We start from the raw sequence: 26,016 nt of genomic DNA, 5'->3' as shown, positions 1-26,016 counted from the left end.
CTGGTCATCCGTTAGCGGTTTCCAAACAGGTCGGCAAAACGTTTTTTGTTGGCTTCTGTATCCGCCAGCGCTTTTGCCGCATCGAAAGGCATTAATTTGATGCTGTCTCGTGGCGGGAAACCGGTGGGTACCGGCAGTGCGGCATCAGCAGGCAGATAACCCTGTTGCAGCACCAGTTTTTGCCCCTCGTCAGAGAGCACAAAGTCGATAAACGCTTTTGCTCCCTCCGGGTTTTTCGCGCCTTTCAGCATCGCAACCGGCTCGGTGACTATGCTGACGCCCTCTTTCGGGAACACAAACTCAATTGGCGCGCCTTTGGCTTTTTCGCGGATCGCCATGTAATCCACCAGCACGCCATACGCTTTGCTACCGGAGGTGATAGCGCTCATCACCGCGCCGTTACCGTTCTGCGGCATGGCGCCATTCTCTTTCAGCTTTTCGTAATAGCCCCAACCCAGCGAGGGATCCGTCATCAGTGTCGCCTGATGAATCTGCGCCGCGCCGGAGTATAGCGGGCTGGGCAAGGTGGTCATGTTTTTCAGTTCAGGTTTGAGCAGATCCTGCCAGGAGGTCGGTTTGACCGGCGCTTTGCTGTGGTAAGCAATGCCGGTGGTGATCAGTTTCGTGCCGTAGTAATAGCCTTCTTTATCATAGAGCTGCGCATCGAATCGTGCAGCCTGCGGCGAGGAGTAAGGGGCCAGCAAGTGTTGTTGTTTCAGGGACTCCATGGTGACGCTGTCGGCAATCAACAGCACATCTGGCGCAGCGCCTCCGGCGGCGAGTTCCGCTTGCAGACGGGCAATGAGTTTGCTGGTTCCGTCACGGATCCATTTCACTTCCGTATCCGGGTGCGCTTTTTCGAACGCGCTGACGGTAACCTGCGCATCTTCCGTCGGTTGGCTGGTGTAGAGAGTCAGCGTGGATTTCGCAAAAGCCGATGCGCTCATGATTGCCAGCAACAGTGCCGCCAACGCATTTTTTTTACTCATGGTTCGTCCCCTTTGTTTTCGTTGCGATGATTAAAACAAGGGAATTTGACAGAAATGTTACTGACGGGATGTTAGCGCATTACAGAGGATAACGCGCCGCCGGCTTTACCGCTGGCGGCGCGAGAAGGCTTAGGCCTGGCGCAGGTTCTGCGCTGCTTTCACCATGTTCGCCAGCGCGCTGCGTGTTTCCGGCCAGCCACGGGTTTTCAGACCGCAATCCGGGTTTACCCACAGGCGTTCCGCCGGAATGCGCTGCGCCGCTTTCTGCAACAGCGCTTCAATCCACTCCACGCTTGGCACGTTTGGCGAGTGAATGTCATACACGCCCGGTCCGATTTCGTTCGGGTATTCGAACTCTTCGAACGACTCCAGCAACTCCATGTCAGAACGCGAGGTTTCAATGGTGATCACGTCCGCATCCAGCGCCGCAATAGAATCCATGATGTCGTTGAACTCGCAGTAACACATGTGGGTGTGGATCTGCGTGTCATCTTTCGCCACCGCGGCGTTGATACGAAACGCTTCTACACCCCAGGCGAGATACGCATCCCAGTCGCTACGGCGCAGCGGCAAACCTTCACGCAGTGCCGGTTCGTCGATCTGAATAATGCCGATGCCCGCCGCTTCCAGGTCCGCCACTTCGTCACGCAACGCCAGGGCAATCTGTTTGGCAATGGTTTCGCGGCTCACGTCTTCACGCGGGAACGACCAGCAGAGAATGGTAACCGGACCGGTCAGCATGCCTTTTACCGGTTTGTCGGTCAGTGACTGCGCATACTTCGCCCACTCCACCGTGATCGCTTCCGGGCGGCTCACGTCGCCGATCACGACAGGTGGCTTGACGCAGCGGGAGCCGTAGCTCTGTACCCAGCCGTTTTGCGTGAAGACAAAACCGTCCAGGTGCTCGCCAAAGTACTCCACCATGTCGTTACGTTCCGCTTCACCGTGCACCAACACATCCAGACCAAGACGCTCCTGCTCCACAATGGCCTGTTTGATATGTTCGGCAATGCCGGTGCGGTAGTTGCCCGCGTCCAAACGTCCCTGTTTGAAATCCAGACGCAGACCGCGAATCTCGGTAGTCTGCGGGAATGACCCGATGGTCGTGGTCGGCCATGCTGGCAGGTTAAAGCGCTGGCGCTGCGCCTGCGCACGCTCGGCGTACGGGTTGTCGCGCTGGCTGTCCTGCGCGGTTATCGCCGCCAGACGTTTGGCCACCGTCGTGTTATGTACACGGGTAGAGTGGCGACGCGCCTGGATTGGGGCGCTCCATTCATTCAATTGCTTGGTGTTGCCGCTGTTCAGCGCATCGCGCAGCAGCGCCAGCTCCTGGCATTTTTGCAGGGCAAAGGCAAACCAGCTCTTCACTTCCGCATCAAGCCGCGTTTCAACACTCAGATCGATCGGGCTGTGCAGCAACGAGCAGGAAGAAGCCACCCACAGCGCACGTTGGCCGACAATGTCTTTAATTTGCGCGTATTTTTCCGTCAGATCGGCGCGCCAGACGTTACGGCCATTCACCAGGCCGGCGGAGAGCAGCCAGTCGGCTGGCAAACGTGTGTGCAGTTCAGCAACATTGTCGTTACCGTGCACCAGATCGACATGCAGGCCCTGCACCGGCAGCGCGGTGATGACATCAAGGTTCGGGGTCACACCTTCAAAGTAGGTGGTCAACAGCAGTTTCACCTGACCTGCCAGCGCATCGTAAGCCGGTTTGAACGCGTCCAGCCACGCCTGCGGCAGCTCCAGCACCAGCGCGGGTTCATCGATCTGCACCCACTCAATACCGCGTTTCGCCAGTTCCGCGAGCACCTGTTTGTAAACCGGCAGAATGTCGGCCAGCAGGCTCAGGCGGTCAAACTGTTCACCTTTAACTTTGCCCAGCCACAGATACGTGACCGGCCCCAGCAGCACCGGTTTGACCTTGTGGCCCAGCGCCAGTGCTTCATCGACTTCATCCAGCAACTGGGTCCAGGTCAGTTTGAACTGCTGGCCTTTACTGAATTCCGGCACCATGTAGTGGTAGTTGGTGTTAAACCATTTGGTCATTTCTGCGGCGGCGGCTGGCTCGCCGGTGGGTGCGCGACCGCGGCCAATGCGGAACAGGGTGTCGATATCAACAGAGCCGTCGTTGTTCTGATGACGAGCCGGCACGTTGCCTAACAGCAGGCTGGTGGTCAGAACATGGTCGTACCAGGCGAAGTCGCCTACCGGCAGCAGATCGATGCCAGCGGCTTTTTGCTGATCCCAGTGGCGGGCGCGCAGTTCACGACCTACCGCCAGCAGTTCTTCACGGGTGGCGTTACCCGCCCAGTAGCTTTCTTGCGCTTTTTTCAACTCGCGACGCAGGCCAACGCGAGGGAAACCGAGGGTGTGATTAAGAATTGTCATTTTTAGCCTCTTCAATAGGTTAATCCAAAGGATTTCGGATTAAGGGAAGGCGGCAAACTCAGGGAGCCCCAGGAGCTTACTCAAGTAAGTGACTGGGGGACGTGAGTGAAGCCAACGCACCATTAATTCGAAAGACGAAGGATTTTGGACGTCCAGATGTTTACACATCTATAATTCGCAAGTACTGTATATTCCTCAAGCGCAAATTGTTCATGCCGGAGTGAAGGACTTTCATGATCGAGATTAAACACCTGAAAACGCTGCAGGCGTTACGGAACAGCGGGTCGCTCGCGGCGGCGGCGGCGACGCTGCACCAGACGCAATCCGCCCTTTCCCACCAGTTCAGCGATCTGGAACAACGCCTTGGCTTCCGGCTCTTTGTGCGTAAAAGCCAGCCATTACGCTTTACGCCACAGGGCGAGATCCTGCTGCAACTGGCCAATCAGGTGCTGCCGCAAATCAGTCGCGCGCTGCAATCCTGCAATGAACCGCAGCAAACCACGCTGCGCATCGCTATTGAATGCCACAGCTGTATTCAGTGGCTGACGCCAGCGCTTGAGAACTTTCGCCAGCACTGGCCGCAGGTTGAGATGGATTTCAAATCTGGCGTGACGTTTGATCCGCAGCCTGCGCTGCAACAGGGCGAGCTGGATCTGGTGATGACGTCCGACATCCTGCCGCGCAGCGGTCTGCACTATTCGCCGATGTTTGATTTTGAGGTGCGACTGGTACTGGCGCCGGAGCATCCGCTGGCGGCGAAAGCGCGCATCACGCCGGACGATATTGCCGGCGAAACGCTGTTGATCTACCCGGTGCAGCGCAGCCGCCTTGATATCTGGCGTCATTTTCTGCAACCGGCTGGCATCAGTCCGTCGCTCAAAAGCGTGGATAACACATTACTGCTGATTCAGATGGTTGCTGCGCGCATGGGGATCGCGGCGCTGCCGCACTGGGTCGTGGAGAGTTTTGAACGCCAGGGTCTGGTGGTGACCAAGACCCTGGGTGAAGGATTGTGGAGCCGGTTGTACGCTGCCGTGCGCGATGGCGAGCAGCGTCAGCCGATCACGGAAGCGTTTATTCGCTCAGCGCGGAACCACGCTTGCGATCATCTGCCGTTTGTGCGGAGCGCGGAGCGACCCAACGCCGATGCACCCACAGCGAGGCCATTATCACCGCACCACCCATAATAAAACTCGGCCAGTGCGGCTGTTCCTGCCAGATAGCCAGATTCACCAATAACCCGGCGGGAACGTGCACATTGTTCATAATGCCGAGCGTCCCGGCGTCCACCTGGGTGGCGCCGTAGTTCCACATAAAGTAACCCAGCCCGGACGCCACCACGCCCAGCCAGACCAGCACGCTCCACTGCAACGTCGTGGTCGGCAGCTTCTGCGGATTGCCCATCACAAACCACGCAATAATTGCCACCACAAACGCACCGAGATAGAACCAGGCAAAGGCGTTATGCTGCGGCATCGGGCGCGTCTCCATCAGGCGTTTATAGCCCACCATGCCGATGGCGAAGCTGATGTTCGCCAGTTGCACCAGAATCAGCCCCACCCAGAAGTGATCGCTCACTTTGTCGTAGCGGATGATCGCCGCGCCAATCACCGCCAGCCCGGCGCTCAGCGCGTAGCTCCAGCGCAGCCGGCGCTTGCTCAGTAGATCGTAAATCAGGGTGATATACAGCGGCGTAAAGACCGTAAACAACAGGAATTCAGACACGGTCAGATAGAGATACGCCTGAAAGCTGAACAGATACATAATGCCCAGTTGCAGCGCCCCCACCAGCATATACAGCCCGAGGGTTTTGAGGTTATGGCCACGCGCGCGCAGGAACGGTAAAAATACCAGCGCCGCCAGCCCCACGCGCATCAGCACGGAGAAGTAGCTGTCGACATGACCGGCCAGGTATTCGCCAATCAGGCTAAAGGAAAAGGCCCACAGGATCGTGGTGATGATCAGTAACGCCACAATGAATGTCTCTCAGATTAGTGAACACGCATTGTAGCGAACTCAGTTGTGCAAAGTTTGAGTTTTTAGTTGACGTGTGATTAATAAATAACCACACGTCAATGTTAATCACTCGAGGAACAACTTGCGCAGATAATTCGGCACGGCGTTGTCGGCATTGGTGCCGATCACCTCAAGCTCCGGGTGCAGCTCTTTCAGGCGCTGATGGGCATTGCCCATAATGCAGCCTTTGCCCGCCATCGACAGCATTTCGGCATCGTTCATGCCATCGCCAAATGCGATGCACTCTTTCAGGCTGTAGCCCAGCGCACCGGCCACCGCTTCCAGGGCATGCCCTTTCGAAACGCCGCCCGCCATCACTTCCAGACAGGTCAGCGTAGAGAAGCTGACGTTCACGCGATCGCCCCAGCGTGCGTTAATCGCCTGCTCCAGCGGCAGCAGTTTTTCATGGCTTTCGCAGGTGAAAAAAACTTTGCTGATACCGTCGGTCTCCAGCATTCCAGGTTCATACAGGGAGTACTGGAACACCGCTTCTTTGAAGAAGCGCATCTCATCCGGGCGGTGGCGGTTCATAAACCACTCATCATCGCGGTAGACGTTAGTCACAATATCCGGTTCGTTATGCACCACGCCGAACAGATCGGCGGCAATATCGCGATCCAGATTATGGGTAAATACCAGATGGCCGTCGGTATCGTGCACGCGCGCGCCGTTGGAGGTAATCATATAGGCTTTAATGCCCAGATTATCGCGGATTTGCCCGACGTCCACATGATGGCGACCGGTGGCGAAAACAAAGTTGACGCCGCGCGCGGTCAGCAGTTTTAACGTTTCTTTGGCGAAAGGCGACAGTGTGTGATCGGGAGAGAGTAACGTGCCATCTAAATCAGACGCAACAACCTGGTACATAAGAAAATTTAACCTCGATAAGTCATCAGTTATGCCGGTCGAAGAATTCGACGATGGCGTTGAGCGCGACCGAGCGCATAGCGTCCTTTTCGAAAAGGATCTCATGGTACGCGCCTTGTATGACAAGCGGTTTGCCTCCTTCACAGGGGTGGCCTGTCGCAGCGCGAATGTCGCAGAAGCGTTGCAACATGCGGTTATCCACCACATGGTCCTCTTCTGCCTGAACAATCAGTGTTGGGGTGATATCTTTTTCCGCGCCCGCCAGCGCCTGCTCACCCGCCTGAATACCTTCCCGCACCCAGTGCCAGGTCGGCCCGCCAACGCGGAGTTTCGGCTCATCGGCGTAAAAACGCAGGTTGCGCCGGTAGCGTTCACGGCTGTGCGTCAGCACGTTAATGGCGAAGGGCAACGCGCGCCAGCTTCCGGTACCGATGGCATAGCCCTCGCGGATGCTGCGGTAGCTCTCCGCCCAGTCGAGCAAGGGGCGCACCATCCACTCCGGCAGGCGAATGATAATGCCGAACATCGGCGCACACAGCGCAATGGCATCGCACGCCTGTGGGTAACGCTGCAAAAAGAGTTCAGATATTGCACCACCCATTGAGTGCGCCAGAATATAGCGTTTACGCCACGGCCCACTGGCGACTTCCTGATCCCAGAAGGCCGCCAAATCATCGACATAATCGCTAAAATTAACCACATGACCACGGTGTGTGTCCGGCAGCATTCGCCCGGAGCGCCCCTGACCGCGGTGATCGAGAATCAACACATCAAAACCGAGGTGGAACAGGTCGTACGCCAGTTCCGCATACTTCACATAACTTTCAATGCGGCCAGGGCAGACGACAATCAGGCGATCGTTACCCTGTGCGCGAAACCGGACAAAACGCACCGGCACATCATCCACGCCGGTAAACTCCGCCTCTTCACGCGAGCGCCAGAAGTCCATCAGTGGCCCCATGGTAAAAGCCGCGAACGCTTTTTCTCTGGTTTCCCATGCCGTTTTTTGCCGAAACATTGGGATTTCGCCCCTGTTAGCCATGTAAAATCGTTTTTTTGTGACCAATAGCAAATTCCGCTGACAATAGCGTATTGTGGCATAAAAACAGACATCCAGGGAGTTTCTCATGACCTTCGAATGGTGGTTCGCCTACCTGCTGACATCCTTAATCCTGAGCCTGTCCCCCGGTTCTGGCGCAATCAACACCATGACCACCTCCATCAGCCATGGCTATCGCGGTGCAGCAGCATCCATTGCCGGGCTACAAACCGGTTTGGGCATTCATATCGTGCTGGTTGGCGTGGGTCTGGGAACGCTGTTTTCCCGTTCAGTGCTGGCATTCGAGGTGTTGAAATGGGCGGGCGCGGCGTACCTGATTTGGCTTGGGATCCAGCAATGGCGCGCCGCAGGCGCTATCGATCTCAATACGCTGGCGCAAACCCAGTCGCGCGGGCGTCTGTTTAAGCGGGCGGTGTTTGTAAACCTGACCAACCCGAAAAGCATCGTGTTTCTTGCCGCGCTGTTCCCACAGTTTATTGTGCCAAACCAGCCACAGGTGATGCAGTATGTGGTGCTCGGCGTCACGACCATTGTCGTGGATATTATTGTGATGATTGGTTATGCCACGCTGGCGCAGCGCATTGCGGCATGGATCAAAGGCCCGCATCAAATGAAAGCGCTGAACAAAGTGTTTGGTTCGCTGTTTATGCTGGTCGGCGCGCTGCTGGCATCCGCAAGACACGCCTGAAGATGATGCCCGGTGGCGCGACGCTAACCGGGCAAATCGGGCTTAACGAGAGATGATCAGATGGATGCCAAAACCGGCGAACAGCGCACCGGCAAAACCGTCGATCCACTTCGCCAGGCGTTGATAACCACGACGGATTTTCGGTAAAGCGAAAAGGCTGGCCACCACGGTAAACCAGGCGAATGTTTCCAGCGCGATCAGCACAAAGATGCCCCAACGTGCGCCCGCGCCCACGCTGTCGCCGACAAACAGCGAAAACACCGAACCAAAATAGATGATCGCTTTCGGGTTCGCGAGGTTGGTGAGTAAGCCTTTCATAAAGCTGCGACCGCTGGCCGCCAGCTCAACCTGCGGCGCATCGCCGCTTTTCTGCTCTTTTTTCAGCGCCCCGCGCAGCATCTGATACCCCATCCAGCACAGGTACAAGCCGCCGCCCACCATAATGATGTTATGCAGCCAGGCCATTTTTTCGAGGATCAGGTTCAGCCCAAGCAGCGCCACGCCAGCCCAGACCATGACACCGGTGGTGATACCGAGTACGCCCATCATCGCTTCTTTGCGCGAGCGGCTTACGGCAGTTTGAGAGACGAAGAAGAAATCCGGACCGGGGCTCATCAGTGCAACAATGTGCACAAGCGCAACGGTGAGAAATAGCATCAACATAGATAACTCGCGGGGAAATAGTTCAGTGAGTCATTATCCTCGCACTTTTCCTGCGGGCTGACTACTCCTCTTCACCATCGACATGCGCGCGGATCAGCGCCATAAACTCCTGGCCGAAACGTTCGAGCTTGCGCGTTCCCACGCCGTTCACGCTGAGCATTTCCCCAGGCGACAGCGGCGTCTGCTCGGCCATTTCAATCAGCGTGGCATCGTTGAACACAACATACGGCGGAATATTTTCTTCGTCGGCGATGGCTTTACGCAGCTTGCGTAATTTGGCGAACAGCTTGCGGTCATAATTACCGACAGCCGCTTTTTGCATCACTTTCGACTTCAGCGCCGCCATACGCGGCACGGCCAACATCAGCGGCACGTCCGCGCGCAATATCGGGCGCGCAGCTTCGGTGAGTTGCAACGCAGAGTGCTGGGCAATGTTCTGCGTGGCGAAACCTAAATGGATCAACTGGCGGATCACGCTGACCCAATGCTCATGGCTATGATCGCGCCCGATCCCGTAGACCGGTAATTTGTCGTGCCCCATTTCGCGGATCCGCTGATTATTGGCGCCGCGCAGCACTTCCACCACGTACCCCATCCCAAAGCGCTGGTTCACGCGATAAATCGCCGACAGTGCTTTTTGCGCATCCTGCAAGCCGTCGTACTGGCGTGGCGGATCGAGGCAAATATCACAGTTGCCGCACGGCTCCTGTCGCCCTTCGCCAAAGTAATTCAGCAGCACCAAACGACGGCAGGTTTGCGCTTCAGCAAACGCGCCCATCGCGTTAAGTTTATGCCGTTCAATATCCTGTAGCGGCCCGGCGGGTTTCTCCTCCAGGCAACGACGCAGCCACGCCATATCCGCCGGATCGTAAAACAGCATCGCTTCCGCTGGCAGGCCATCACGCCCGGCGCGGCCAGTTTCCTGATAATAGGATTCGATATTGCGCGGAATGTCGAAATGCACCACAAAACGGACGTTGGGTTTATTGATGCCCATCCCGAACGCCACCGTCGCCACCACGATTTGCAGATCGTCGCGCTGGAACTGCTCCTGCACGCGTGCGCGCACATCGTTCTCCAGACCCGCATGGTAGGCAGCAGCGCTAAAACCGCGGCTTTGCAGACGAGCGGCGGTGTCTTCCACTTTCGCGCGACTGTTGCAGTAAATAATGCCGGATTTGCCGCGTTGCTCCTGGACATAGCGCAGGAGCTGATCAAGCGGCTTGAATTTTTCCATCAGCATGTAGCGGATGTTAGGGCGATCGAAGCTGCTGACCTGAATAAGCGGGTCGTTGAGCCCCAGCAGATTAACAATATCGCGGCGGGTAGTGTCGTCCGCCGTGGCGGTCAGCGCCATAAACGGCACGGCGGGGAGCATCTGGCGCAACTGGCCCAGCGCAGCGTATTCCGGGCGGAAATCGTGCCCCCATTGGGAAATACAGTGCGCTTCATCCACCGCCAGCAATACCGGGTTCCACTGGCGAAGCTGATCGAGGAAGTTGTCGAGCATCAGGCGTTCGGGGGCGATGTACAACAAACGGATGTGCCCGTTGCGACACCCCGCGAGCACCTCAAACTGCTGCTCGCGGCTTTGGGTCGAATTCAGGCACGCCGCCGCCACACCGTTGGCAAGGAGTTGATCGACCTGGTCTTTCATCAATGAGATCAGCGGTGATACCACCACCGTCAGACCATCCAATACCAGCGCCGGGATCTGGTAGCACAGCGATTTCCCGCCGCCTGTTGGCATCACCACCAGGCAGTCGCGACCGCCAAGCACCGTGTCGATGATGTCCTGCTGGCCCGGGCGGAACTGCTGGTAGCCAAAGGTTTCTTGCAAAACCTGTTTAGCCAGCGATTCCTGATTCAATACTTCCGCCTGCGCCACAATGACCCCATCTGCCTGAAATAAAAACAGGCGCTATTTTCAGCGCCTGCGCCGGAAACTGCAATGCTTTAAAACAGATCGTTAAGCATCACGCCTACGCCAACACGCGTTTGATTAAAGTTATAGTCAATCAGCGATTCGCCGTAGCCACTATACACCTGGGTATAAAGGCGCACGTGTTTGGTGACGGGGTAGCTTAAACCAATTTCCGCGCCGCCATAGCCGGTGTTCCAGTTATATTGGCCTTTTGCGCTGAGGATCGCATCCCCCAACTGGTAGCCGATTTTCAACTGGTAATAGCCCATATATTTGGTGATGTCCGGGTTATCATCCGTTGACCCCACCACATACCACGGTTTCAGTTCGACCAGCCAGTTGCCATTTTGCGCCATCAGGCGCGTATAAAGACGGTTCCAGCTACGGGACGTCGGGTCGGAGCGGCCATTCGAGTCATGGTTAAAACCGAATTCCACGTCACGCAGGGTCCAGCCAGCCAGTTCATAATCGGTCGCAAAACCCAGGAACAACTGCGGTTCATAGTTCGTCTCGCGAAACGGCGAAGACTCAGAACTGTTTGAAAGCTGCCACCAGGATTTTTGCGTATAGGAGCCGCCAAACACGGAGTTTGGCCCGAGGATCCCACGCCAGAACGGGAACGCGAGGCTCAACTGGAATTTCACCTCATCTTTGCGCGCGTTATCTGACCAGTTATACGATCGGATAGCCTCTTTGTTCAGATCGCTGGTATCCGTGTAGATAACGTAGTTGGATTCATACGGATAGAGCGTGAAGGGATTGTCATGCTCCTGCAATAAATTGGCGATGATGCTGCCGCGCACGGCGGGCGTATCATGAACTTCTTTTACCGTGGCTTCCTGTGCGTATACCGTAAATGGCAGTGCAAGCACTGCGAAAAGCCAACCCAGAGAGGTCCGCATTGGTGTGATGCTCCCAAAACATATTGTTGACGTGAATATCTTCCCCGCAAGCATTCTACATATTTATTGAATAACTGCTCATGTATCGGTTCTGAAAGTGGAAATCAACAAACGATGAGCATATTATCAACATTTTGTTAACTCATCGGATCAGATAATTATGTCAGTCGTTCTCACAGCGGAAGAAGTCCTGAAAACGGTAGGTGAGATTTTTGTTTACCACATGCCTTTTAACCGGGCGTTAGGGCTGGAGCTGGAGCGTTATGAAAAAGAGTACGCACAGTTGAGTTTCACCAATCAACCCATGATGGTGGGTAACTGGGCGCAGAGCATTTTGCATGGGGGCGTTATCGCTTCGGCGCTGGATGTCGCTGCGGGCCTGGTGTGCGTCGGCAGCACGTTGACGCGTCATGAAACCATCAGCGAAGAGGAGCTGCGCCAGCGCTTATCGCGGATGGGCACCATCGATTTGCGCGTCGATTACCTGCGTCCGGGGCGCGGTAACCGCTTTACCGCCAGCAGCAGTTTACTGCGCGCAGGTAACAAAGTGGCAGTGGCTCGCGTGGAGCTGCATAACGAAGAGCAGCTCTATATCGCCAGTGCCACCGCCACTTATATGGTGGGGTGAGGCGGTAAAATCAGGTAACATTAGAGTTCATTTCAGCCAAGAGTTTTCCTGATGGATGCAAAACAGACGCGGCTGGGCGTGTTACTCGCCCTGGCCGCCTATTTTATTTGGGGTGTCGCCCCGGCCTATTTCAAAGTGATCTGGTATGTCCCGGCCGACGAAATCCTGACGCACCGCGTTATCTGGTCTTTCTTCTTTATGCTGGCGTTAATCAGTGTCAGCCGACAGTGGCACAGCGTTAAAACCCTGCTGCACACCCCGAAAAAGATCCTGTTGTTAGCGCTTTCCGCCGTGCTGATTGGCGGTAACTGGCTGCTGTTTATCTGGTCGGTGAACCACAACCATATGCTGGAAGCCAGCCTGGGTTACTTTATTAACCCGCTGGTGAATATCCTGCTGGGGATGCTGTTTTTGGGCGAGCGTTTTCGCCGGATGCAATGGTTAGCGGTGTTACTGGCCGGTATCGGCGTGCTGGTGCAACTGTGGACCTTTGGTTCGTTACCCGTCATTGCGCTGGGTCTGGCATTTAGCTTCGCGTTCTATGGCTTGCTACGCAAAAAAATCGCCGTCGACGCGCAAACCGGCATGCTGGTAGAGACGCTGTGGTTGCTGCCTGTGGCGGCGATATGGCTGTTCGGCATTACGGACAGCCCGACCAGTCACATGGGGCAAAACAGCCTGTCGCTTAATCTGTTGCTGATCGCCGCAGGCGTCGTCACCACCGTACCGCTGCTCTGCTTTACCGGCGCGGCAACACGTCTGCGTCTGTCGACGCTCGGCTTTTTCCAGTATATCGGCCCGACGTTAATGTTCCTGCTGGCGGTACTGTTCTATGGCGAGCACCCGGGTGCAGATAAAATGGTGACCTTTGGCTTTATCTGGATTGCGCTGGCTATCTTTGTGATCGATGCCATTTATACCCAACGCGGTTTTCGCAAAAAGGCATAATAAATTAAACGGGCGGAACAGAGCCGCCCGATATCTATAAATACGCAAAATATTCAGAGTTAAGATTTATCTTAATCGAATATAAATGCCGAAATGCTATATTTCCGGCCTTCGTCATATACGCCATTCAGGATGAATTGGAAATGATCCGCAGGATTTTTTTGCCTTCTGGCAAAACGTGCCTTATGCGTGGGCCATATATCCTTATTTTTTTGCTTCTGCATATTCTCTTTTTACTTGCCTTCTTTAGCCTGGCCAGCGTGCCGGTTGCGCCACTGCTCTGCATCCTGATTTACACCTGGGTGAAGATCAACATCAATGCGCAACGGTGCCGTGATAGCGGCGGGAAAGCCCGTTATATCGTTATTGCGTCCATCCTCGTTTATTTCGCCTCATTGGTTGTCGCCGGCCTCGGGTACGTAGGCGATGACGACTGCATGCTGCTGGGCGTGAGAATTTACTGCGCCTACGACGGCCTGGTGTTCTTTTTCTTGATGCTGGCGCCGACCCAGATAAAAAAACAAACAAATTCGATAGACAGGATATCTATTTAGGAGAGGAAAATGAGTACTATCAGCAATTATGATTATCAAAATGACGCATCGCTGAATGACAAGTGGAAGTATCGCTTCGCATTCTTTGAAAAGCACGGTTATCCCGCATTTTGGGGACCTTCCCCGGCGTGGAAAGAAGCCTTTAAAGGGATGACTTTCGGCCAGAAAAGAAAGGTATCCACGAACTACTTCGCCTTTTTCTTTCCGTTTATTTATCTCTTTATTCTTGGCTTATGGAAAAAGGCGCTGCTGGTCGTAGTGCTTAACGTTGTGGTGTTTGTGCTCGCGGTTATTTCCGGTGTCGGCTTTCTGGGCTATCTGATAAATGCCATAGTCGCCTTGCGGACAAATACCTGGTACTACGATTTTAAAACGAAGGGCATCCAGGACTGGAGCTTCTGAATAAAAAAGGTTCAGCACAGGCTGAACCTTTTTTCGATCGTTAAAGCCAGTTACGGCGTTTAAAGTAGAGATACGGCGCAAGCCCGGCGAGGATCATAAAGATAATCGCCCCAGGGTAACCAAAGCTCCAGTGCAGTTCCGGCATAAACTCGAAGTTCATCCCGTAGCTGGAGGCCACCAGCGTCGGCGGCAGGAATACGACGGAAACCACCGAGAAGATCTTGATGATGCGGTTCTGCTCAATATTGATGAACCCCATTGCCGCCTGCATCAGGAAGTTCACTTTCTGGAACAGCGATTCGTTGTGTGGCAGCAGGGATTCGATATCGCGCAGGATCTCGCGGGCCTGTTCCAGCTGACCCGCCGGCAAACGCGCTTTGCGCACCAGGAAGTTCAGCGCGCGTTGGGTATCCATCAAACAGAGGCGGACCTTCCAGCCGATATCTTCCTGCTCTGCCAGCGTTGAAAGCGCTTCGTCATACTCATCGCCCTGCTGGCCTTCCATAATCACCCGGCTCAGCTTTTCCAGATCGCTGTAAATGTTTTCGATTTCATCAGCCAGCTGTTCGATTTTCGTTTCGAACAGATCCAGCAGCAGTTCGTAGGCGTTGCCGTCCACCATTTCCTGGCTGCGGGCGCGCATACGATAGAGGCGAAATGCCGGCAGTTCCCGTTCACGCAGTGTGAACAGGCGGCCTTCGCGAATGGTGAATGCTACCGTTGAGTTGCCTGCATGATCTTCCGCATCTTCAAAAAAGAAGAAGGAGTGGATGTGCAGACCGTCTTCGTCTTCAAAAAAACGCGCCGACGCCTCGATGTCTTCCAGTTCAGGTCGGGTGGCCAGGTTCTGGCCCAATTCCGTTTGCACGCGGGTACGTTCTTCATCGTCCGGCTCGACCAAATCAACCCAAACAGAGCTGGCGAGGTGTTTGATTTCGTCAGCCTCAAGGCGGGTTAAACGATTGTTTTCCAGTTGAAATGCGCTCAGCATGGCCGGGACTCCCAATGCAAAAAATATCGGACAGTTCGGAGGGCACACAGAAACGACAGGGGTTTCAGACCATTAAACAGCCTGACTCAGCGCGACGGGGACAAAGCGAGTCGCTGACAACCTCTAAGGCTATCAGCATGAGGAGATAGCCTTAGGAGTTGTTCCTGAACAACAGGAAATTGAGCCAGTATCTACTGGGTGTGTCCAAGGCGAATGTCCTCTTAGCGTGATCGTGCGCGCATGTTACGCCAGCAAAAATGCAGCGTCAACACGCAACGAAACGCGAAAGAGCAATATTTGCCCTTCAGCGTATAAGGCTAGCAGATTATTGCAAAATAATGATATTTTTCTGAAAGTTACACGGTTTCGAGCTTCGCATAAGCCGCAACCAGCCATTTAATGCCCTGCCCCTGGAAAGCCACCTGCAAACGGCTATGCTCGCCGCTGCCTTCCATGTTCACCACCGTGCCTTCGCCAAACTTGGCATGGCGCACACGCTGACCAAGCTTGTAACCGGTGTCGCTCTGCGCAACCGGCGTTCCCATGCGCTGATGACTGACCGGGCGGCTGATGCTGGCGCGCAGGCGCACCTCTTCCACGCACTCTTCCGGCAGTTCACCAATAAAGCGCGACGGACGATGGTACACCTCTTTGCCGTACAGACGACGGGTTTCCGCGTAGGTGAGAGTCAGCTTCTGCATCGCTCGGGTGACGCCCACATAAGCCAGTCGACGTTCCTCCTCCAGACGCCCGCCTTCATCCAGCGACATCTGGCTCGGGAACATGCCCTCTTCCATCCCGACGATAAACACCTGCGGGAACTCCAGGCCTTTTGCCGAATGCAGCGTCATCAGTTGCACGGCATCCTGCCAGGTATCCGCCTGCCCTTCGCCCGCTTCCAGCGCAGCGTGGGAGAGAAAAGCCTGCAGCGGCATTAAATCTTCGTCTTCTTCGTTGTAGCTGAACTGGCGTGTAGCCGTGACCAGTTCCTCTAAGTTCTCGATGCGCGTCTGACCTTTCTCGCCTTTTTCCTGTTCGTACATCATGCGCAGGCCGGAATCTTTCACCACGCGGTCAGTTTGCACATGCAGCGGCAGATCCGCCGTCTCCTGCGCCAGTGCGTCAATCAATTCGAGGAAACGTTGCAGCGCGCTGGCTGCACGCCCGGCCAGTGCTTTTTCCTGTAACAGCTCACGGGTTGCCTGCCACAGCGTCAACTGACGGTCGCGAGAGGTCTGGCGCACCACATCCAGCGTGCGATCGCCAATACCGCGCGTTGGGGTATTCACCACGCGCTCGAAAGCAGCATCGTCATTACGATTGGCAATAAGACGCAGATACGACAGCGCGTCTTTGATTTCCTGGCGTTCGAAGAAGCGCATACCGCCATAAATGCGGTACGGCATACTCGCCTGCAACAGCGCCTCTTCCAGAACACGCGATTGGGCGTTGCTGCGATAGAGAATGGCGCATTTTTCCAGCGCTCCGCCGTTATCCTGCCAGGTTTTGATACGGTTAACCACAAAACGGGCTTCATCCAGCTCGTTGAACGCGCAGTAGAGCGAAATCGGCTCGCCGTCGACACCATCGGTCCACAGCTTTTTGCCCAGACGCCCGTTGTTGTTTTCAATCAGGGCGTTGGCGGCGCTGAGAATATTGCTGGTGGAACGGTAGTTTTGCTCCAGACGGATGGTTTCCGCGCCGGGGAAATCTTTCAGGAAACGCTGGATGTTTTCCACCTGCGCACCGCGCCAGCCGTAAATGGACTGGTCATCGTCGCCGACGATCATCACTTTGCCGGTATCACCCGCCAGCAGGCGGATCCACGCATATTGAATGTTGTTGGTATCCTGGAATTCGTCCACCAGGATATTGGTAAAGCGCTCGCGGTAGTGCTGCAAAATGTGCGGCTTGTTCAGCCACAGCTCATGGGCGCGCAGCAACAGCTCGGCAAAATCCACCAGCCCGGCGCGATCGCAGGCTTCCTGGTAGGCCTGGTACACTTTCTGCCAGGTTTGCTCCACCGGATTGCCGAAACTTTGAATATGATGCGGGCGGATACCTTCATCTTTCTGCCCGTTGATGTACCACATGGCCTGGCGCGGCGGCCACTGCTTCTCATCAAGGTTCATCGCTTTAATCAGACGCTTAAGTAACCTGAGCTGATCTTCGCTATCAAGGATCTGAAAATCCTGCGGCAGATTGGCGTCCATATGGTGCGCGCGCAACAGGCGGTGCGCCAGCCCATGGAATGTGCCAACCCACATTCCCCCCTGGGATGTGCCCATCAGTTGGCCAATACGGTGGCGCATTTCTGCTGCCGCTTTGTTGGTAAACGTGACCGCCATAATCGAATAAGGCGAGCAATTTTCTACGGTCATCAACCAGGCGATGCGGTGCACCAGCACACGCGTCTTACCGCTCCCCGCGCCCGCCAGCACCAGCATATTGCTGCGCGTCGCCGCTACGGCGTCGCGTTGTTTGTCATTGAGGCTGTCGAGCAGATAAGAAACGTCCATGGGCACCGTCGCGAAAATTACTGGAAATTTATACAGAGCTGTTGATGATTATATCAGCGTCGTGAGGGATGCCAACCGTGAAATTTCCACGTGCGGTAACAAACGGCTATAGGGAGCCTGCAACAAATCTGCGCCTTCCGGTTTGATCCAGCACGCCTGCATACCACAGCGGATCGCCCCGGCGACATCGGTTATCAGGTCATCGCCCACATGTAAAATGTCGCCAGGCGCCACATTCAAACGTTTGGCTGCCAAGTAATACATGTCGCTGAACGGCTTGGAACGCCCGTCCGGCCCGGCGCGCAGAACAAACTCAAAGTACTCGCTTAACCCGAACAGCTCCGGCTGCGCATTCCCGTTGGTAATGGCCACCAGCGGCCATTTTTTTGCCAGCTTCGCCAGTGTGTCGTGGGTTTCCTGCGGCACATCAATGCGGCTACGCCATTTGGCAAAATGGCTCATCGCCGCCTCTGCGCCTGCGGCGGCCTCTTCTTGCGTTAAACCGGCATTCAGCATCGTGCGTTCAACCGCACGTCGCCGCCACTCCGTCACATCATGGTAAATGTCGGGTTCGGTTTCCCGTAGCGATCGCCGCAAACGTTGAAACTCGCTGTTTTCCAGGCCGGTCAACGCCGGGTGATACCCCTGCATAAACGCCAGCGCTTCCTGCTCTGTACGCTGGATCACCGGGCGGTTGTCATAAAGTGTGTCGTCCAGGTCGAAGGTGATCGCAGCGATCTGACCTAATGGGCGGTAAAAACGCATTATTTCCCCCGTTTGGCGCGCGGATGCGCGGCGTCGTACACCGATGCAAGGTGTTGAAAATCAAGATGGGTATAGATTTGTGTGGTGGATAAATTGGCGTGACCGAGCAACTCCTGTACACCGCGTAAATCACCGCTCGACTCCAGCATATGGGTCGCGAAGGAGTGGCGCAGTTTATGGGGGTGCACATGGCTATTCAGCCCCTGTTTAATCCCCCACTCAGCAAACCGTTTTTGCACATTACGCGTGGAGATACGTTTACCGAGCTTTGAGAGGAACAGCGCGTCGTCTTCCGCGCCAAACAACCCGCGTAAATCAAGCCAGTGTTCAATCCAGATAACCGCATTGCGGCCAATGGGTAAACGGCGCTCTTTGCTACCTTTACCCAGCACCCACACTTCGCCGCTTTCCAGATCCAGATGCTTAATATCCAGATTCACCAGTTCAGAAAGACGCAAGCCCGCGCCATACATCACTTCCAGCATCGCCCGGTCGCGCACCGCCAGCGGATCGTTAAGATCGATATCCAGCAGCCGGTTCATATCATCCACGTCGATATTTTTCGGCAGGTGTCGCGGCGCTTTCGGCGCGGAGATACCTTTCGCCGGATTGGCCGCCAGCTCGCCCTGGCTCACCATCCAGTCAAAGAAACTGCGTAGCGCCGAGAGACGCAGCGCCAGGCTGGCTGCACCCAACCCTTTGCGCCGGCTGCGCACCGCAATGGCGCGCACCATGGCAGCGTCACATTGTTGCCAGCTTTTCAGACCGGTCTCACCGGACAAAGCGATAATGGCATCAAGCTGACGCTGATAATTAAGCAGGGTGATGGGGCTGAGTTGGCGCTCAACGCCGAGATAGCGCAAAAATTTGGTCACGGCCGGGAACAGCGGAGAATCGGTCATACGCGCTCGATCCAGCGCTCCAGGAGATCCGGCAGCATCTGCGCGATTTCCTGCAACAGCTGCGTACCCTGCCCTTGCTGGTAATGGTGGACATCACGGCTGCTGAACAGCACCACGCCGAGATCGCCGTCTGGTCCCATCAGCGATAACGCCACTGAACCAATCGCTTTCGCCTCCGGTAACAGCAACAGTAACTCCGGCCCGTTTAAGGAACCAAGATAGTGGTGTTGATGACCCAAACGCTGGATGCGTAACGGTTCGAAAGCCTGCCGGGAAAGCGCGAGGTGAGTAAAGCCAGAAGGCGCGCCAAGCCGCCAGCGATCGGGAAACAGGCGGATCGTTGCCCCCGCCAGCCCTAAATCACGCGCCCAGCGGTGAAAGCGATTGAGCATCTCTTCCAGACTGTGGGCGGAGGCCAGCCGCCCCTGCAAACGCAGGAGACGATAGAACAGACCTTCATTGGCGCTGGCCTGCTCCATCAACAATGTCATGTTCTCTTCCAGCACATTGATGTGATTGCGCGAGCGCGCCATGTGCCATTCCACCAGCGAAACGGTATCGCGTACGGCATGCGGTACGCGCATCTGTTCCACCAGTCGTGCATTGCGGATAAAGAAATCAGGATGACGCAGCAAATAATCAACAACGGCCTGATCTTCCAGTTCCGTCAGCGTTTCCTGCAATTCTTCCCCTGGTTGCTTCATAGATGAATAAACCCGTCATAGACATGTGCCGCCGGGCCAGTCATAAACAACGGTTGGCCCGGGCCTTTCCATGCGATATCAAGTCGACCGCCTGGTAACTCCACGCGCACCTCTTCCGCCAGCAAATCCTGTGCAATGCCGACAGCCACGGCAGCACACGCGCCGCTACCACAGGCCTGCGTTTCACCGGCGCCGCGTTCATAGACGCGCAAACGGATGTGATCGCGTTTTACCACCTGCATAAAACCGATATTGGCGCGTTCCGGAAAGCGCTCATGGCTTTCCATCACCGGCCCTAACGTCTCTACCGGCGCGGTATCCACGTCATCCACCTGAATCACGCAGTGTGGGTTGCCCATCGATACGACGCCGCACAATACTGTTTGTTCTGCCGCCCGCATAATATAGGTCTTTTCCGCTTTGTTCGCGCGAAACGGCACCTGGGAGGGTTCGAAGTTGGGTTCGCCCATATTGACGCGCACCAGATCGTCGTCTGTTACGCTCAATAACATACGTCCGTTTGCCGTACTGACGCGGATGTCACGTTTATTGGTCAATCCTTTCAGGCGAACAAAACGCGCGAAACAGCGAGCGCCATTGCCGCACTGCGATACTTCGCTGCCGTCAGCATTAAAAATACGGTAGTGGAAATCGAGCTCAGGATCGTAGGGCGGTTCAACCACCAGTAGTTGATCAAACCCCACGCCAAGATGGCGATCCGCCAGGCGACGGATCAGCTCAGGGGAGAAAAAGACATTCTGCGTCACCGCGTCGACGACCATAAAATCGTTGCCAAGGCCATGCATTTTTGAGAACTGCATCATCTACTCCATTTACGCGGATACAGAACGGTGACGTCAGTAATTCACCTGAGTCGGCGAGCCGTTATCACCGCGATCGTTACGATCCGGCGTGGTCGACTGGATAGTACTGGTCTGATTTTTTGTCGGCGGCGGCGCGGTTTTATCCGCGGGCGGGAAATAGAGCGGCCCTTTCAGACCACAGCCCGTCAGGCTGAACAGCGTCAGCAGTACGGCCAGCGTGCGAAACACATCTTTCATTATAGGTTGCCTGTAAGTTCGTTCTTTCTGCGTTCTATCATCGCAGGAGGAGACACAAAAGCAAGAGTTTGCGCGTTTAGGGCAACGGGAAATGTTTCGCGTTATACTGCTGCCATCATAAAAAACGGGAAAACAGCATGAACGACAGTGAATTTCATCGCCTCGCCGACGGCCTGTGGCTGACCATTGAAGAACGTCTTGACGATTGGGACGGCGACAGCGATATCGACTGTGAAATCAATGGCGGCGTGTTAACCATCAGCTTTGAAAACGGCAGCAAAATTATCATTAACCGCCAGGAGCCGCTGCATCAGGTCTGGCTGGCCACCAAACAGGGCGGCTACCATTTCGACCTGAAAAGCGACGAATGGGTCTGCGATCGCAGTGGCGAAACATTCTGGGATCTGCTTGAGCAGGCTGCAAGCCAACAGGCGGGTGAGACAGTCAGTTTCCGCTAATCATGGTTGCCCGGGCCATCCGGGCACTTTCGTTACGAGAAATACTGCTGCAACAGCGGCGTGTCGTTGTCCTGATTTGCCGGAGTGGCGGCGGTAATCGCCTGGTTGCGGAACGGGATCACTTGCGCGCGCCCTTCAACATTCACAATCTGGTAGAACTGCGGCAGGTTGAAGTTGATAAAGCTGGAGCCGTAGGTAAAGCGATCGTGAGATGACGAATAGAAGCGGCTCACATCACGCACCAGCTCCTCTTTGCTGCCTTCGCAGTGGTGGTAGACTTCCGCGCGATTGCTCTCATCCAGGATATAGATGTTAAAGCCCTCTTCGCCAGTCTCCTCAAAGAAGAACTGAATAATGCCCTCGCTGGCGAACCCGTCCACCACGGCCGGTAACTGAACCTGATTGGTTTCAACCTGCACCGAAAGCCCGTGCAGTTTGTTGTGAGAAATAGCCCCGTAAAACTCAATCGCGTTTTCCAGTTTCTGCACCGACACATTGAGACGTTCAAAGAACAGTCCCCAGGTCTGGCCAGCGACGCGCAGCGCTTTGAAACGCCCGGTCTCCTGGCGGGTGCTGGAAAGACGCAGCTCAATGCATTCTGATACCAGTTGCTGTACGCGTGTACGAATCAGGCCGCGCAGATGCTGGCTGTAACAGAACACTTCGACGCTGTCCGGCGGCGCAGCATCCTGATGCATTTTGCCAAGAATGGTTTTCAGTGCTTCGATCATCGCCTGCTCGCCGTTGAAATGCAGGGTACGCACTTCATTCCACGAGTTGCGGTACAGCAGGTCAACACTGCCGACCAGGCAGTTTTGCTGTTCGCCAAAGCTGAACACATCAAGCTTACGGAAATCGAAATGCACGACCTGGTTACGAAACGCCGCAGTCGGGTCATATTCCAGGTTGACGATGATCGCCAGATGGCGGATTTCACATGGGCTGTAGAGCGCTTTCGGCGTTGGCGCGGGCAGGCGCAGCGGGAAGTGATGCGACACATCGGCCACCATCTCCTGCAGTTTCGCCAAATCCACAATGCCGTTGCCTTTAATAAACAGATGCGTACGCGACGTCAGCAAACCGTTGAACCAGGCCCAGGCCACCAGCTTATTCAGATAGCGGTTATATTCCAGCGGTTGATGGCTGACGATGGAATCCATATTCGGCGCGCGGTTGTACAGATACCAACCCGAACGGTTGGCCCGGCCCGGCGGCACATGGATAAAGGTTAAATTCGGTTCCGAGAGATCCGGCGAAATTTGCGGGTTTACCAGCGTCACTTTGCCCGGTAGCGCTTCAAATGCGGCGTACAGTTTACGGGTTAAGACACCGATGTCCTGCGGGCTGGCGGAAACGCTCAGATTATTGCGGCGGGCAAAGCGGATCAGGTTACGGTAGCTCTGCATCATTGCATCAAGCAATTCGTTATGCGCCTCGCGCACCTGATCGATTTTCCAGTTAGCGCGGTTATCCAGCATAGCTACACGCGCATCGTCCCAGCCCCACTCTTTTACCAGTTGCGTGATCACTTCGCGACGCCAGCCAACGCAGGCGCGCTCGCGGCTCAGTTTCTCGCACACTTTTAAGTAAAAACATCGGCGAGCCAGATCGAGGCGCGCGGTGTCGTCAATGGCGACCAGATACTGCGTCACGCGTTCGAGCATCATGCAGTAGTGATCGAGGCCAAACGATACGATTTCACCGTCATGCAGACGCTGTTTGATATCTTTCGCCAGCAAACGCGTGTTGGGATATTCCCAGGAATAGGCTTCCAGCAACAGCGTTTTCAACACGGCTTTATAAGGAGAGTCGATGCTTTTATATAGCTGCCACAGGCTGGCGCCGAAATACTCTTCTGCAGAAAGCGTACTTAAGCCGCCGAGATCCAGCCATTCGTTCGGGGTCAACACGCCCTGGGCGTAGAGCGTCATCACGTAATCGTCGTAATGCTCTTCTTCATCGCCCGGCACCATATTCCACAGAATACGCTTACCGGCAAGACGCACGGCGGTACGGTAAAACTCATCCAGCAACAGAATATGCTGCGTGGAGCCGCAATCCTCGCCGCCGAGGCTGCCGCTTTCGTTATGACGGAAGCGGTTCTCATCAATCAGGAAGAAGCTGACTTCCACGCCCAGCGACGCCGCCCAGCTTTCCAGCAGGCTACATTTACGCTGCAGCAGTTGACGCTCTTCGTTATCGAGCCAGGATTGATGGCAGACCCAGATATCCAGGTCAGAGGAGCAGCTTTGCCCGACCGAAGAAGTACTGCCCATGGAGTAAACCCCGGTGATCGGCAGCTCGCCTTTCGGCGATTCCTGCGGCGGGAACCCACGATGCAGTTCAAGTTCGTTCAGGTAATGAAGTTGGTTTTCATCAGGCGTGTAAAGGCAAATGCCCTGGGGAACGTTACCATCGAGGTAACCCGGCATCAGCGGATGATGATAATGCAGCAATGTCGGCAGCAGACTGTAAACCTGCTGAAAAGCAGGGCCCATGGCAGCAAGCGCGCGATCCACACGCAGTTGATTGATGGCATCCAGTCTCTGTTTCAGAGTCTCAATATAGAGGTACAAGACATATCGCCTGATGTTTACAGAAAATCCAAAATAGCCGTTACCGGTTTTTCGCCCTTACCTTTCAGGGAGGCAGACGAAAAAATGGTCTAAAACGTGATCAATTTAACACCTTGCTCATTGACCGTAAAGAAAGATGCGCTACATACCAGTGTAGCAGTAAACGCTGTCTGTAAATTCCTAATTACGGTCCTGGCAGCGCCTGCATCGCGGCGCGACGCCTTTCTCTCTCTCCGGCGATCTTCTGCGGACACTGACACCCTAAGGCAACAATGTTAGGATGGTCGACGGACGACAATGACGGTAACAAGCATGTTAGACAATGTTTTAAGAATTGCCACACGGCAGAGCCCTCTTGCGCTTTGGCAGGCACAATACGTTAAGGAACGCCTTGAGGCGAACCACCCCGGACTCACTGTTGAACTGGTGCCTATGGTCACGCGCGGTGACGTGATCCTGGATACGCCACTGGCGAAAGTCGGCGGCAAGGGTCTGTTTGTAAAAGAACTTGAGCTGGCACTGCTTGAAAACCGCGCCGATATCGCCGTGCATTCAATGAAAGATGTCCCGGTCGATTTCCCGGAAGGGCTCGGCCTGTCGACCATTTGCGAGCGTGACGATCCCCGCGATGCGTTTGTGTCAAACCGCTATAACTCGCTCGATGAATTGCCTGCTGGCAGCATCGTTGGTACGTCAAGTTTACGCCGTCAATGCCAGTTGGCAGCGCAACGTCCGGACCTGGTGATTCGCTCTTTACGCGGTAACGTCGGTACGCGCCTGAGTAAACTGGATAACGGCGAATATGACGCCATCATTCTCGCCGTTGCCGGTCTTAAACGTCTTGGCCTTGGTGAGCGTGTGCGTGTGGCGTTATCGCCGGAAACCTCGCTGCCTGCCGTGGGCCAGGGTGCAGTCGGTATCGAGTGCCGCCTGGACGACGCACATACCCGCGCGCTGTTGCAACCGCTGAATCATGCGGACACAGCCGTGCGCGTTAAAGCCGAGCGCGCAATGAATACGCGCCTTGAAGGTGGGTGTCAGGTGCCGATTGGCAGCTATGCTGAACTGGTGGACGGTGAAATCTGGCTGCGTGCGCTGGTTGGCGCGCCGGACGGTTCCACCATGGTGCGCGGTGAGCGCCGCGGTAACCCGGCGGATGCCGAGCAGTTAGGTATCTCGCTGGCCGAAGAATTACTGAATAATGGCGCCCGCGCCATTCTGGCCGATGTCTACAACGGAGAAGCCCCCGAATGAGTATTCTGGTCACTCGCCCATCCCCGGCAGGGGAAGAATTAGTGAGCCGATTGCGCACACTGGGGTTAGTGGCCTGGAGCTTCCCGCTTATCGAGTTTACGCCGGGTCGTGAACTCACCTCGTTACCCGGGCGACTCTCCGCATTAACCGCCGACGACCTGGTTTTTGTCCTGTCGCAGCAGGCGGTGACATTTGCCCATGCGCATTTACAACAGGCGGGTCTACGTTTTCCCGAACAGCCGCATTATTTCGCAATTGGCCGTAGCACTGCGCTGGCATTACATACGGTGACCGGCATTGATGTGTGTTATCCGTTGGATCGGGAAACCAGTGAAGTGTTGCTACAATTACCTGAATTACAAAATGTTCAGGGTAAGCAGGCGCTAATCTTACGCGGCAACGGTGGGCGCGAAGTGCTGGCGGAAACGCTGGCGGCGCGCGGTGCAGAAGTGGAATTCTGCGAATGTTATCAACGCAGCGCGAAGTTCTACAATGGCGCCGAAGAGGCTATGCGCTGGCATACGCGCGGGGTGACGACGCTGGTGGTCACCAGCGGCGAAATGATGCAACAGCTGTTTTCGCTTATTCCGCCCTGGTATCGGGAAAATTGGTTACTTCGCTGCCGCATACTGGTGGTTAGCGAACGTCTGGCGCACCTCGCCCGGGAACTGGGCTGGCAGGATATTCAGGTCGCTGACACTGCAGACAACGATGCGCTGCTTCGCGCATTACAATAACTCTCATAATGGGAAGC

The 26,016-nt window shown here is 55.4% G+C and carries 26 protein-coding genes; 9 read left to right on the top strand and 17 right to left on the bottom strand.

The genetic code is table 11. The features are described 5' to 3' along the window. Positions 1 to 11: 11 nt before the first annotated feature. Positions 12 to 989 carry an ABC transporter substrate-binding protein gene (locus ACQ3G7_RS23415; protein ID WP_430892556.1) on the bottom strand — a complete coding sequence of 326 codons (978 nt, stop codon included), beginning with the start codon at positions 987 to 989 and terminating at the stop codon, positions 12 to 14. Between the two features lie 129 nt (positions 990 to 1,118). Beyond that, on the bottom strand, positions 1,119 to 3,380 hold the full coding sequence (metE, locus tag ACQ3G7_RS23410; protein WP_430892554.1) for a 5-methyltetrahydropteroyltriglutamate--homocysteine S-methyltransferase: 2,262 nt from the start codon (positions 3,378 to 3,380) through the stop codon (positions 1,119 to 1,121). A gap of 233 nt (positions 3,381 to 3,613) precedes the next feature. On the opposite strand from metE, the gene metR reads away from it, so the two are divergent. Next, positions 3,614 to 4,567 carry an HTH-type transcriptional regulator MetR gene (gene metR, locus ACQ3G7_RS23405; protein WP_430892552.1) on the top strand — a complete coding sequence of 318 codons (954 nt, stop codon included), beginning with the start codon at positions 3,614 to 3,616 and terminating at the stop codon, positions 4,565 to 4,567. Here the strand turns inward: metR and ACQ3G7_RS23400 are convergent. The 3 genes from ACQ3G7_RS23400 to pldB all read right to left on the bottom strand — a co-directional run bounded on the left by ACQ3G7_RS23400 (position 4,455) and on the right by pldB (position 7,281). Further along, the gene (locus ACQ3G7_RS23400; RefSeq protein ID WP_263098526.1) at positions 4,455 to 5,354 is read right to left on the bottom strand and encodes a carboxylate/amino acid/amine transporter; all 900 of its coding nucleotides are present in this window, start codon (positions 5,352 to 5,354) and stop codon (positions 4,455 to 4,457) included. The two genes, metR and ACQ3G7_RS23400, sit on opposite strands and share 113 nt — an antisense overlap. Positions 5,355 to 5,462: 108 nt before the next feature. Further along, the gene (yigL, locus tag ACQ3G7_RS23395; protein ID WP_430892550.1) at positions 5,463 to 6,263 is read right to left on the bottom strand and encodes a sugar/pyridoxal phosphate phosphatase YigL; all 801 of its coding nucleotides are present in this window, start codon (positions 6,261 to 6,263) and stop codon (positions 5,463 to 5,465) included. Positions 6,264 to 6,288: 25 nt separating this feature from the next. Then, the gene (gene pldB, locus ACQ3G7_RS23390; protein ID WP_430892548.1) at positions 6,289 to 7,281 is read right to left on the bottom strand and encodes a lysophospholipase L2; all 993 of its coding nucleotides are present in this window, start codon (positions 7,279 to 7,281) and stop codon (positions 6,289 to 6,291) included. Positions 7,282 to 7,390: 109 nt separating this feature from the next. Here pldB and rhtB point away from each other — a divergent pair, with 109 nt between their 5' ends. Beyond that, the gene (rhtB, locus tag ACQ3G7_RS23385; RefSeq protein ID WP_263098529.1) at positions 7,391 to 8,011 is read left to right on the top strand and encodes a homoserine/homoserine lactone efflux protein; all 621 of its coding nucleotides are present in this window, start codon (positions 7,391 to 7,393) and stop codon (positions 8,009 to 8,011) included. A gap of 42 nt (positions 8,012 to 8,053) precedes the next feature. On the opposite strand, the gene rhtC is transcribed toward rhtB, so the two are convergent. The 3 genes from rhtC to pldA all read right to left on the bottom strand — a co-directional run bounded on the left by rhtC (position 8,054) and on the right by pldA (position 11,500). Beyond that, on the bottom strand, positions 8,054 to 8,674 hold the full coding sequence (rhtC, locus tag ACQ3G7_RS23380; protein ID WP_088237727.1) for a threonine export protein RhtC: 621 nt from the start codon (positions 8,672 to 8,674) through the stop codon (positions 8,054 to 8,056). 61 nt (positions 8,675 to 8,735) lie between these two features. Continuing rightward, positions 8,736 to 10,562 (bottom strand): ATP-dependent DNA helicase RecQ, encoded by a 1,827-nt coding sequence (recQ, locus tag ACQ3G7_RS23375; protein WP_263098530.1) that lies wholly within the window; start codon positions 10,560 to 10,562, stop codon positions 8,736 to 8,738. Positions 10,563 to 10,630: 68 nt separating this feature from the next. Further along, the gene (pldA, locus tag ACQ3G7_RS23370; RefSeq protein WP_430892545.1) at positions 10,631 to 11,500 is read right to left on the bottom strand and encodes a phospholipase A; all 870 of its coding nucleotides are present in this window, start codon (positions 11,498 to 11,500) and stop codon (positions 10,631 to 10,633) included. 160 nt (positions 11,501 to 11,660) lie between these two features. On the opposite strand from pldA, the gene yigI reads away from it, so the two are divergent. From yigI to ACQ3G7_RS23350, 4 genes are all read left to right on the top strand, one after another. Then, entirely contained in the window at positions 11,661 to 12,128 is a 468-nt protein-coding gene (gene yigI, locus ACQ3G7_RS23365; protein WP_263098532.1) for an acyl-CoA thioesterase YigI, read from the top strand. A gap of 51 nt (positions 12,129 to 12,179) precedes the next feature. Then, positions 12,180 to 13,076 (top strand): EamA family transporter RarD, encoded by an 897-nt coding sequence (gene rarD / locus ACQ3G7_RS23360; protein WP_263098533.1) that lies wholly within the window; start codon positions 12,180 to 12,182, stop codon positions 13,074 to 13,076. 143 nt (positions 13,077 to 13,219) lie between these two features. After that, positions 13,220 to 13,630, top strand: coding sequence for a hypothetical protein (locus ACQ3G7_RS23355; protein WP_263098534.1), 411 nt, complete (start codon positions 13,220 to 13,222; stop codon positions 13,628 to 13,630). Positions 13,631 to 13,639: 9 nt separating this feature from the next. Continuing rightward, entirely contained in the window at positions 13,640 to 14,032 is a 393-nt protein-coding gene (locus ACQ3G7_RS23350) for a DUF2628 domain-containing protein (RefSeq protein WP_430892542.1), read from the top strand. 40 nt (positions 14,033 to 14,072) lie between these two features. Here the strand turns inward: ACQ3G7_RS23350 and corA are convergent, their stop codons facing one another. From corA to lptM, 8 genes are all read right to left on the bottom strand, one after another. Continuing rightward, a complete protein-coding gene (corA, locus tag ACQ3G7_RS23345) occupies positions 14,073 to 15,023 on the bottom strand; it encodes a magnesium/cobalt transporter CorA (protein ID WP_039055048.1) in 951 nt (316 codons plus the stop codon). 151 nt (positions 15,024 to 15,174) lie between these two features. Continuing rightward, entirely contained in the window at positions 15,175 to 15,231 is a 57-nt protein-coding gene (gene ysgD, locus ACQ3G7_RS23340; protein WP_411554294.1) for a YsgD/CorL family protein, read from the bottom strand. Positions 15,232 to 15,379: 148 nt separating this feature from the next. Then, on the bottom strand, positions 15,380 to 17,542 hold the full coding sequence (uvrD, locus tag ACQ3G7_RS23335; RefSeq protein ID WP_134319223.1) for a DNA helicase II: 2,163 nt from the start codon (positions 17,540 to 17,542) through the stop codon (positions 15,380 to 15,382). Positions 17,543 to 17,590: 48 nt separating this feature from the next. Beyond that, positions 17,591 to 18,307, bottom strand: coding sequence for a 5-amino-6-(5-phospho-D-ribitylamino)uracil phosphatase YigB (gene yigB / locus ACQ3G7_RS23330; RefSeq protein WP_430892539.1), 717 nt, complete (start codon positions 18,305 to 18,307; stop codon positions 17,591 to 17,593). Then, on the bottom strand, positions 18,307 to 19,209 hold the full coding sequence (gene xerC, locus ACQ3G7_RS23325; RefSeq protein ID WP_430892537.1) for a tyrosine recombinase XerC: 903 nt from the start codon (positions 19,207 to 19,209) through the stop codon (positions 18,307 to 18,309). The genes yigB and xerC overlap by 1 nt, the downstream gene beginning before the upstream one ends. Next, a complete protein-coding gene (locus ACQ3G7_RS23320) occupies positions 19,206 to 19,913 on the bottom strand; it encodes a DUF484 domain-containing protein (protein WP_263098539.1) in 708 nt (235 codons plus the stop codon). The genes xerC and ACQ3G7_RS23320 overlap by 4 nt, the downstream gene beginning before the upstream one ends. After that, the gene (dapF, locus tag ACQ3G7_RS23315) at positions 19,910 to 20,734 is read right to left on the bottom strand and encodes a diaminopimelate epimerase (RefSeq protein ID WP_088237717.1); all 825 of its coding nucleotides are present in this window, start codon (positions 20,732 to 20,734) and stop codon (positions 19,910 to 19,912) included. Before dapF ends, ACQ3G7_RS23320 begins: the two co-directional genes overlap by 4 nt. Positions 20,735 to 20,770: 36 nt before the next feature. Further along, positions 20,771 to 20,974 carry an LPS translocon maturation chaperone LptM gene (gene lptM, locus ACQ3G7_RS23310; RefSeq protein WP_061499162.1) on the bottom strand — a complete coding sequence of 68 codons (204 nt, stop codon included), beginning with the start codon at positions 20,972 to 20,974 and terminating at the stop codon, positions 20,771 to 20,773. Between the two features lie 137 nt (positions 20,975 to 21,111). On the opposite strand from lptM, the gene cyaY reads away from it, so the two are divergent. Then, positions 21,112 to 21,432 carry an iron donor protein CyaY gene (gene cyaY, locus ACQ3G7_RS23305; protein ID WP_263098540.1) on the top strand — a complete coding sequence of 107 codons (321 nt, stop codon included), beginning with the start codon at positions 21,112 to 21,114 and terminating at the stop codon, positions 21,430 to 21,432. 32 nt (positions 21,433 to 21,464) lie between these two features. On the opposite strand, the gene cyaA is transcribed toward cyaY, so the two are convergent. Continuing rightward, positions 21,465 to 24,008 (bottom strand): class I adenylate cyclase, encoded by a 2,544-nt coding sequence (gene cyaA, locus ACQ3G7_RS23300; RefSeq protein ID WP_263098541.1) that lies wholly within the window; start codon positions 24,006 to 24,008, stop codon positions 21,465 to 21,467. A gap of 312 nt (positions 24,009 to 24,320) precedes the next feature. Here cyaA and hemC point away from each other — a divergent pair, with 312 nt between their 5' ends. Together hemC and hemD are read left to right on the top strand one after the other, a co-directional pair. Next, a complete protein-coding gene (gene hemC, locus ACQ3G7_RS23295) occupies positions 24,321 to 25,262 on the top strand; it encodes a hydroxymethylbilane synthase (RefSeq protein ID WP_430892533.1) in 942 nt (313 codons plus the stop codon). Next, a complete protein-coding gene (gene hemD, locus ACQ3G7_RS23290) occupies positions 25,259 to 25,999 on the top strand; it encodes a uroporphyrinogen-III synthase (protein ID WP_430892531.1) in 741 nt (246 codons plus the stop codon). Before hemC ends, hemD begins: the two co-directional genes overlap by 4 nt. Positions 26,000 to 26,016 lie beyond the last annotated feature (17 nt).

The organism is Kosakonia sp. N21, from assembly GCF_050587465.1.
GTDB lineage: Bacteria > Pseudomonadota > Gammaproteobacteria > Enterobacterales > Enterobacteriaceae.
Note: the sequence above shows the minus strand (reverse complement) of the source record. Positions and strands in the feature narration are given on the sequence as shown.

Coding starts and splice junctions, on each gene's coding strand:
- ACQ3G7_RS23415 (WP_430892556.1), bottom strand. CDS start 989: ATGAGTAAAAAAAATGCGTTGGCGGCACTGTTGCTGGCAATCATGAGC.
- metE (WP_430892554.1), bottom strand. CDS start 3,380: ATGACAATTCTTAATCACACCCTCGGTTTCCCTCGCGTTGGCCTGCGT.
- metR (WP_430892552.1), top strand. CDS start 3,614: ATGATCGAGATTAAACACCTGAAAACGCTGCAGGCGTTACGGAACAGC.
- yigL (WP_430892550.1), bottom strand. CDS start 6,263: ATGTACCAGGTTGTTGCGTCTGATTTAGATGGCACGTTACTCTCTCCC.
- pldB (WP_430892548.1), bottom strand. CDS start 7,281: ATGTTTCGGCAAAAAACGGCATGGGAAACCAGAGAAAAAGCGTTCGCG.
- rhtB (WP_263098529.1), top strand. CDS start 7,391: ATGACCTTCGAATGGTGGTTCGCCTACCTGCTGACATCCTTAATCCTG.
- rhtC (WP_088237727.1), bottom strand. CDS start 8,674: ATGTTGATGCTATTTCTCACCGTTGCGCTTGTGCACATTGTTGCACTG.
- pldA (WP_430892545.1), bottom strand. CDS start 11,500: ATGCGGACCTCTCTGGGTTGGCTTTTCGCAGTGCTTGCACTGCCATTT.
- yigI (WP_263098532.1), top strand. CDS start 11,661: ATGTCAGTCGTTCTCACAGCGGAAGAAGTCCTGAAAACGGTAGGTGAG.
- rarD (WP_263098533.1), top strand. CDS start 12,180: ATGGATGCAAAACAGACGCGGCTGGGCGTGTTACTCGCCCTGGCCGCC.
- ACQ3G7_RS23355 (WP_263098534.1), top strand. CDS start 13,220: ATGATCCGCAGGATTTTTTTGCCTTCTGGCAAAACGTGCCTTATGCGT.
- ACQ3G7_RS23350 (WP_430892542.1), top strand. CDS start 13,640: ATGAGTACTATCAGCAATTATGATTATCAAAATGACGCATCGCTGAAT.
- corA (WP_039055048.1), bottom strand. CDS start 15,023: ATGCTGAGCGCATTTCAACTGGAAAACAATCGTTTAACCCGCCTTGAG.
- uvrD (WP_134319223.1), bottom strand. CDS start 17,542: ATGGACGTTTCTTATCTGCTCGACAGCCTCAATGACAAACAACGCGAC.
- yigB (WP_430892539.1), bottom strand. CDS start 18,307: ATGCGTTTTTACCGCCCATTAGGTCAGATCGCTGCGATCACCTTCGAC.
- xerC (WP_430892537.1), bottom strand. CDS start 19,209: ATGACCGATTCTCCGCTGTTCCCGGCCGTGACCAAATTTTTGCGCTAT.
- ACQ3G7_RS23320 (WP_263098539.1), bottom strand. CDS start 19,913: ATGAAGCAACCAGGGGAAGAATTGCAGGAAACGCTGACGGAACTGGAA.
- dapF (WP_088237717.1), bottom strand. CDS start 20,734: ATGCAGTTCTCAAAAATGCATGGCCTTGGCAACGATTTTATGGTCGTC.
- lptM (WP_061499162.1), bottom strand. CDS start 20,974: ATGAAAGATGTGTTTCGCACGCTGGCCGTACTGCTGACGCTGTTCAGC.
- cyaY (WP_263098540.1), top strand. CDS start 21,112: ATGAACGACAGTGAATTTCATCGCCTCGCCGACGGCCTGTGGCTGACC.
- hemC (WP_430892533.1), top strand. CDS start 24,321: ATGTTAGACAATGTTTTAAGAATTGCCACACGGCAGAGCCCTCTTGCG.
- hemD (WP_430892531.1), top strand. CDS start 25,259: ATGAGTATTCTGGTCACTCGCCCATCCCCGGCAGGGGAAGAATTAGTG.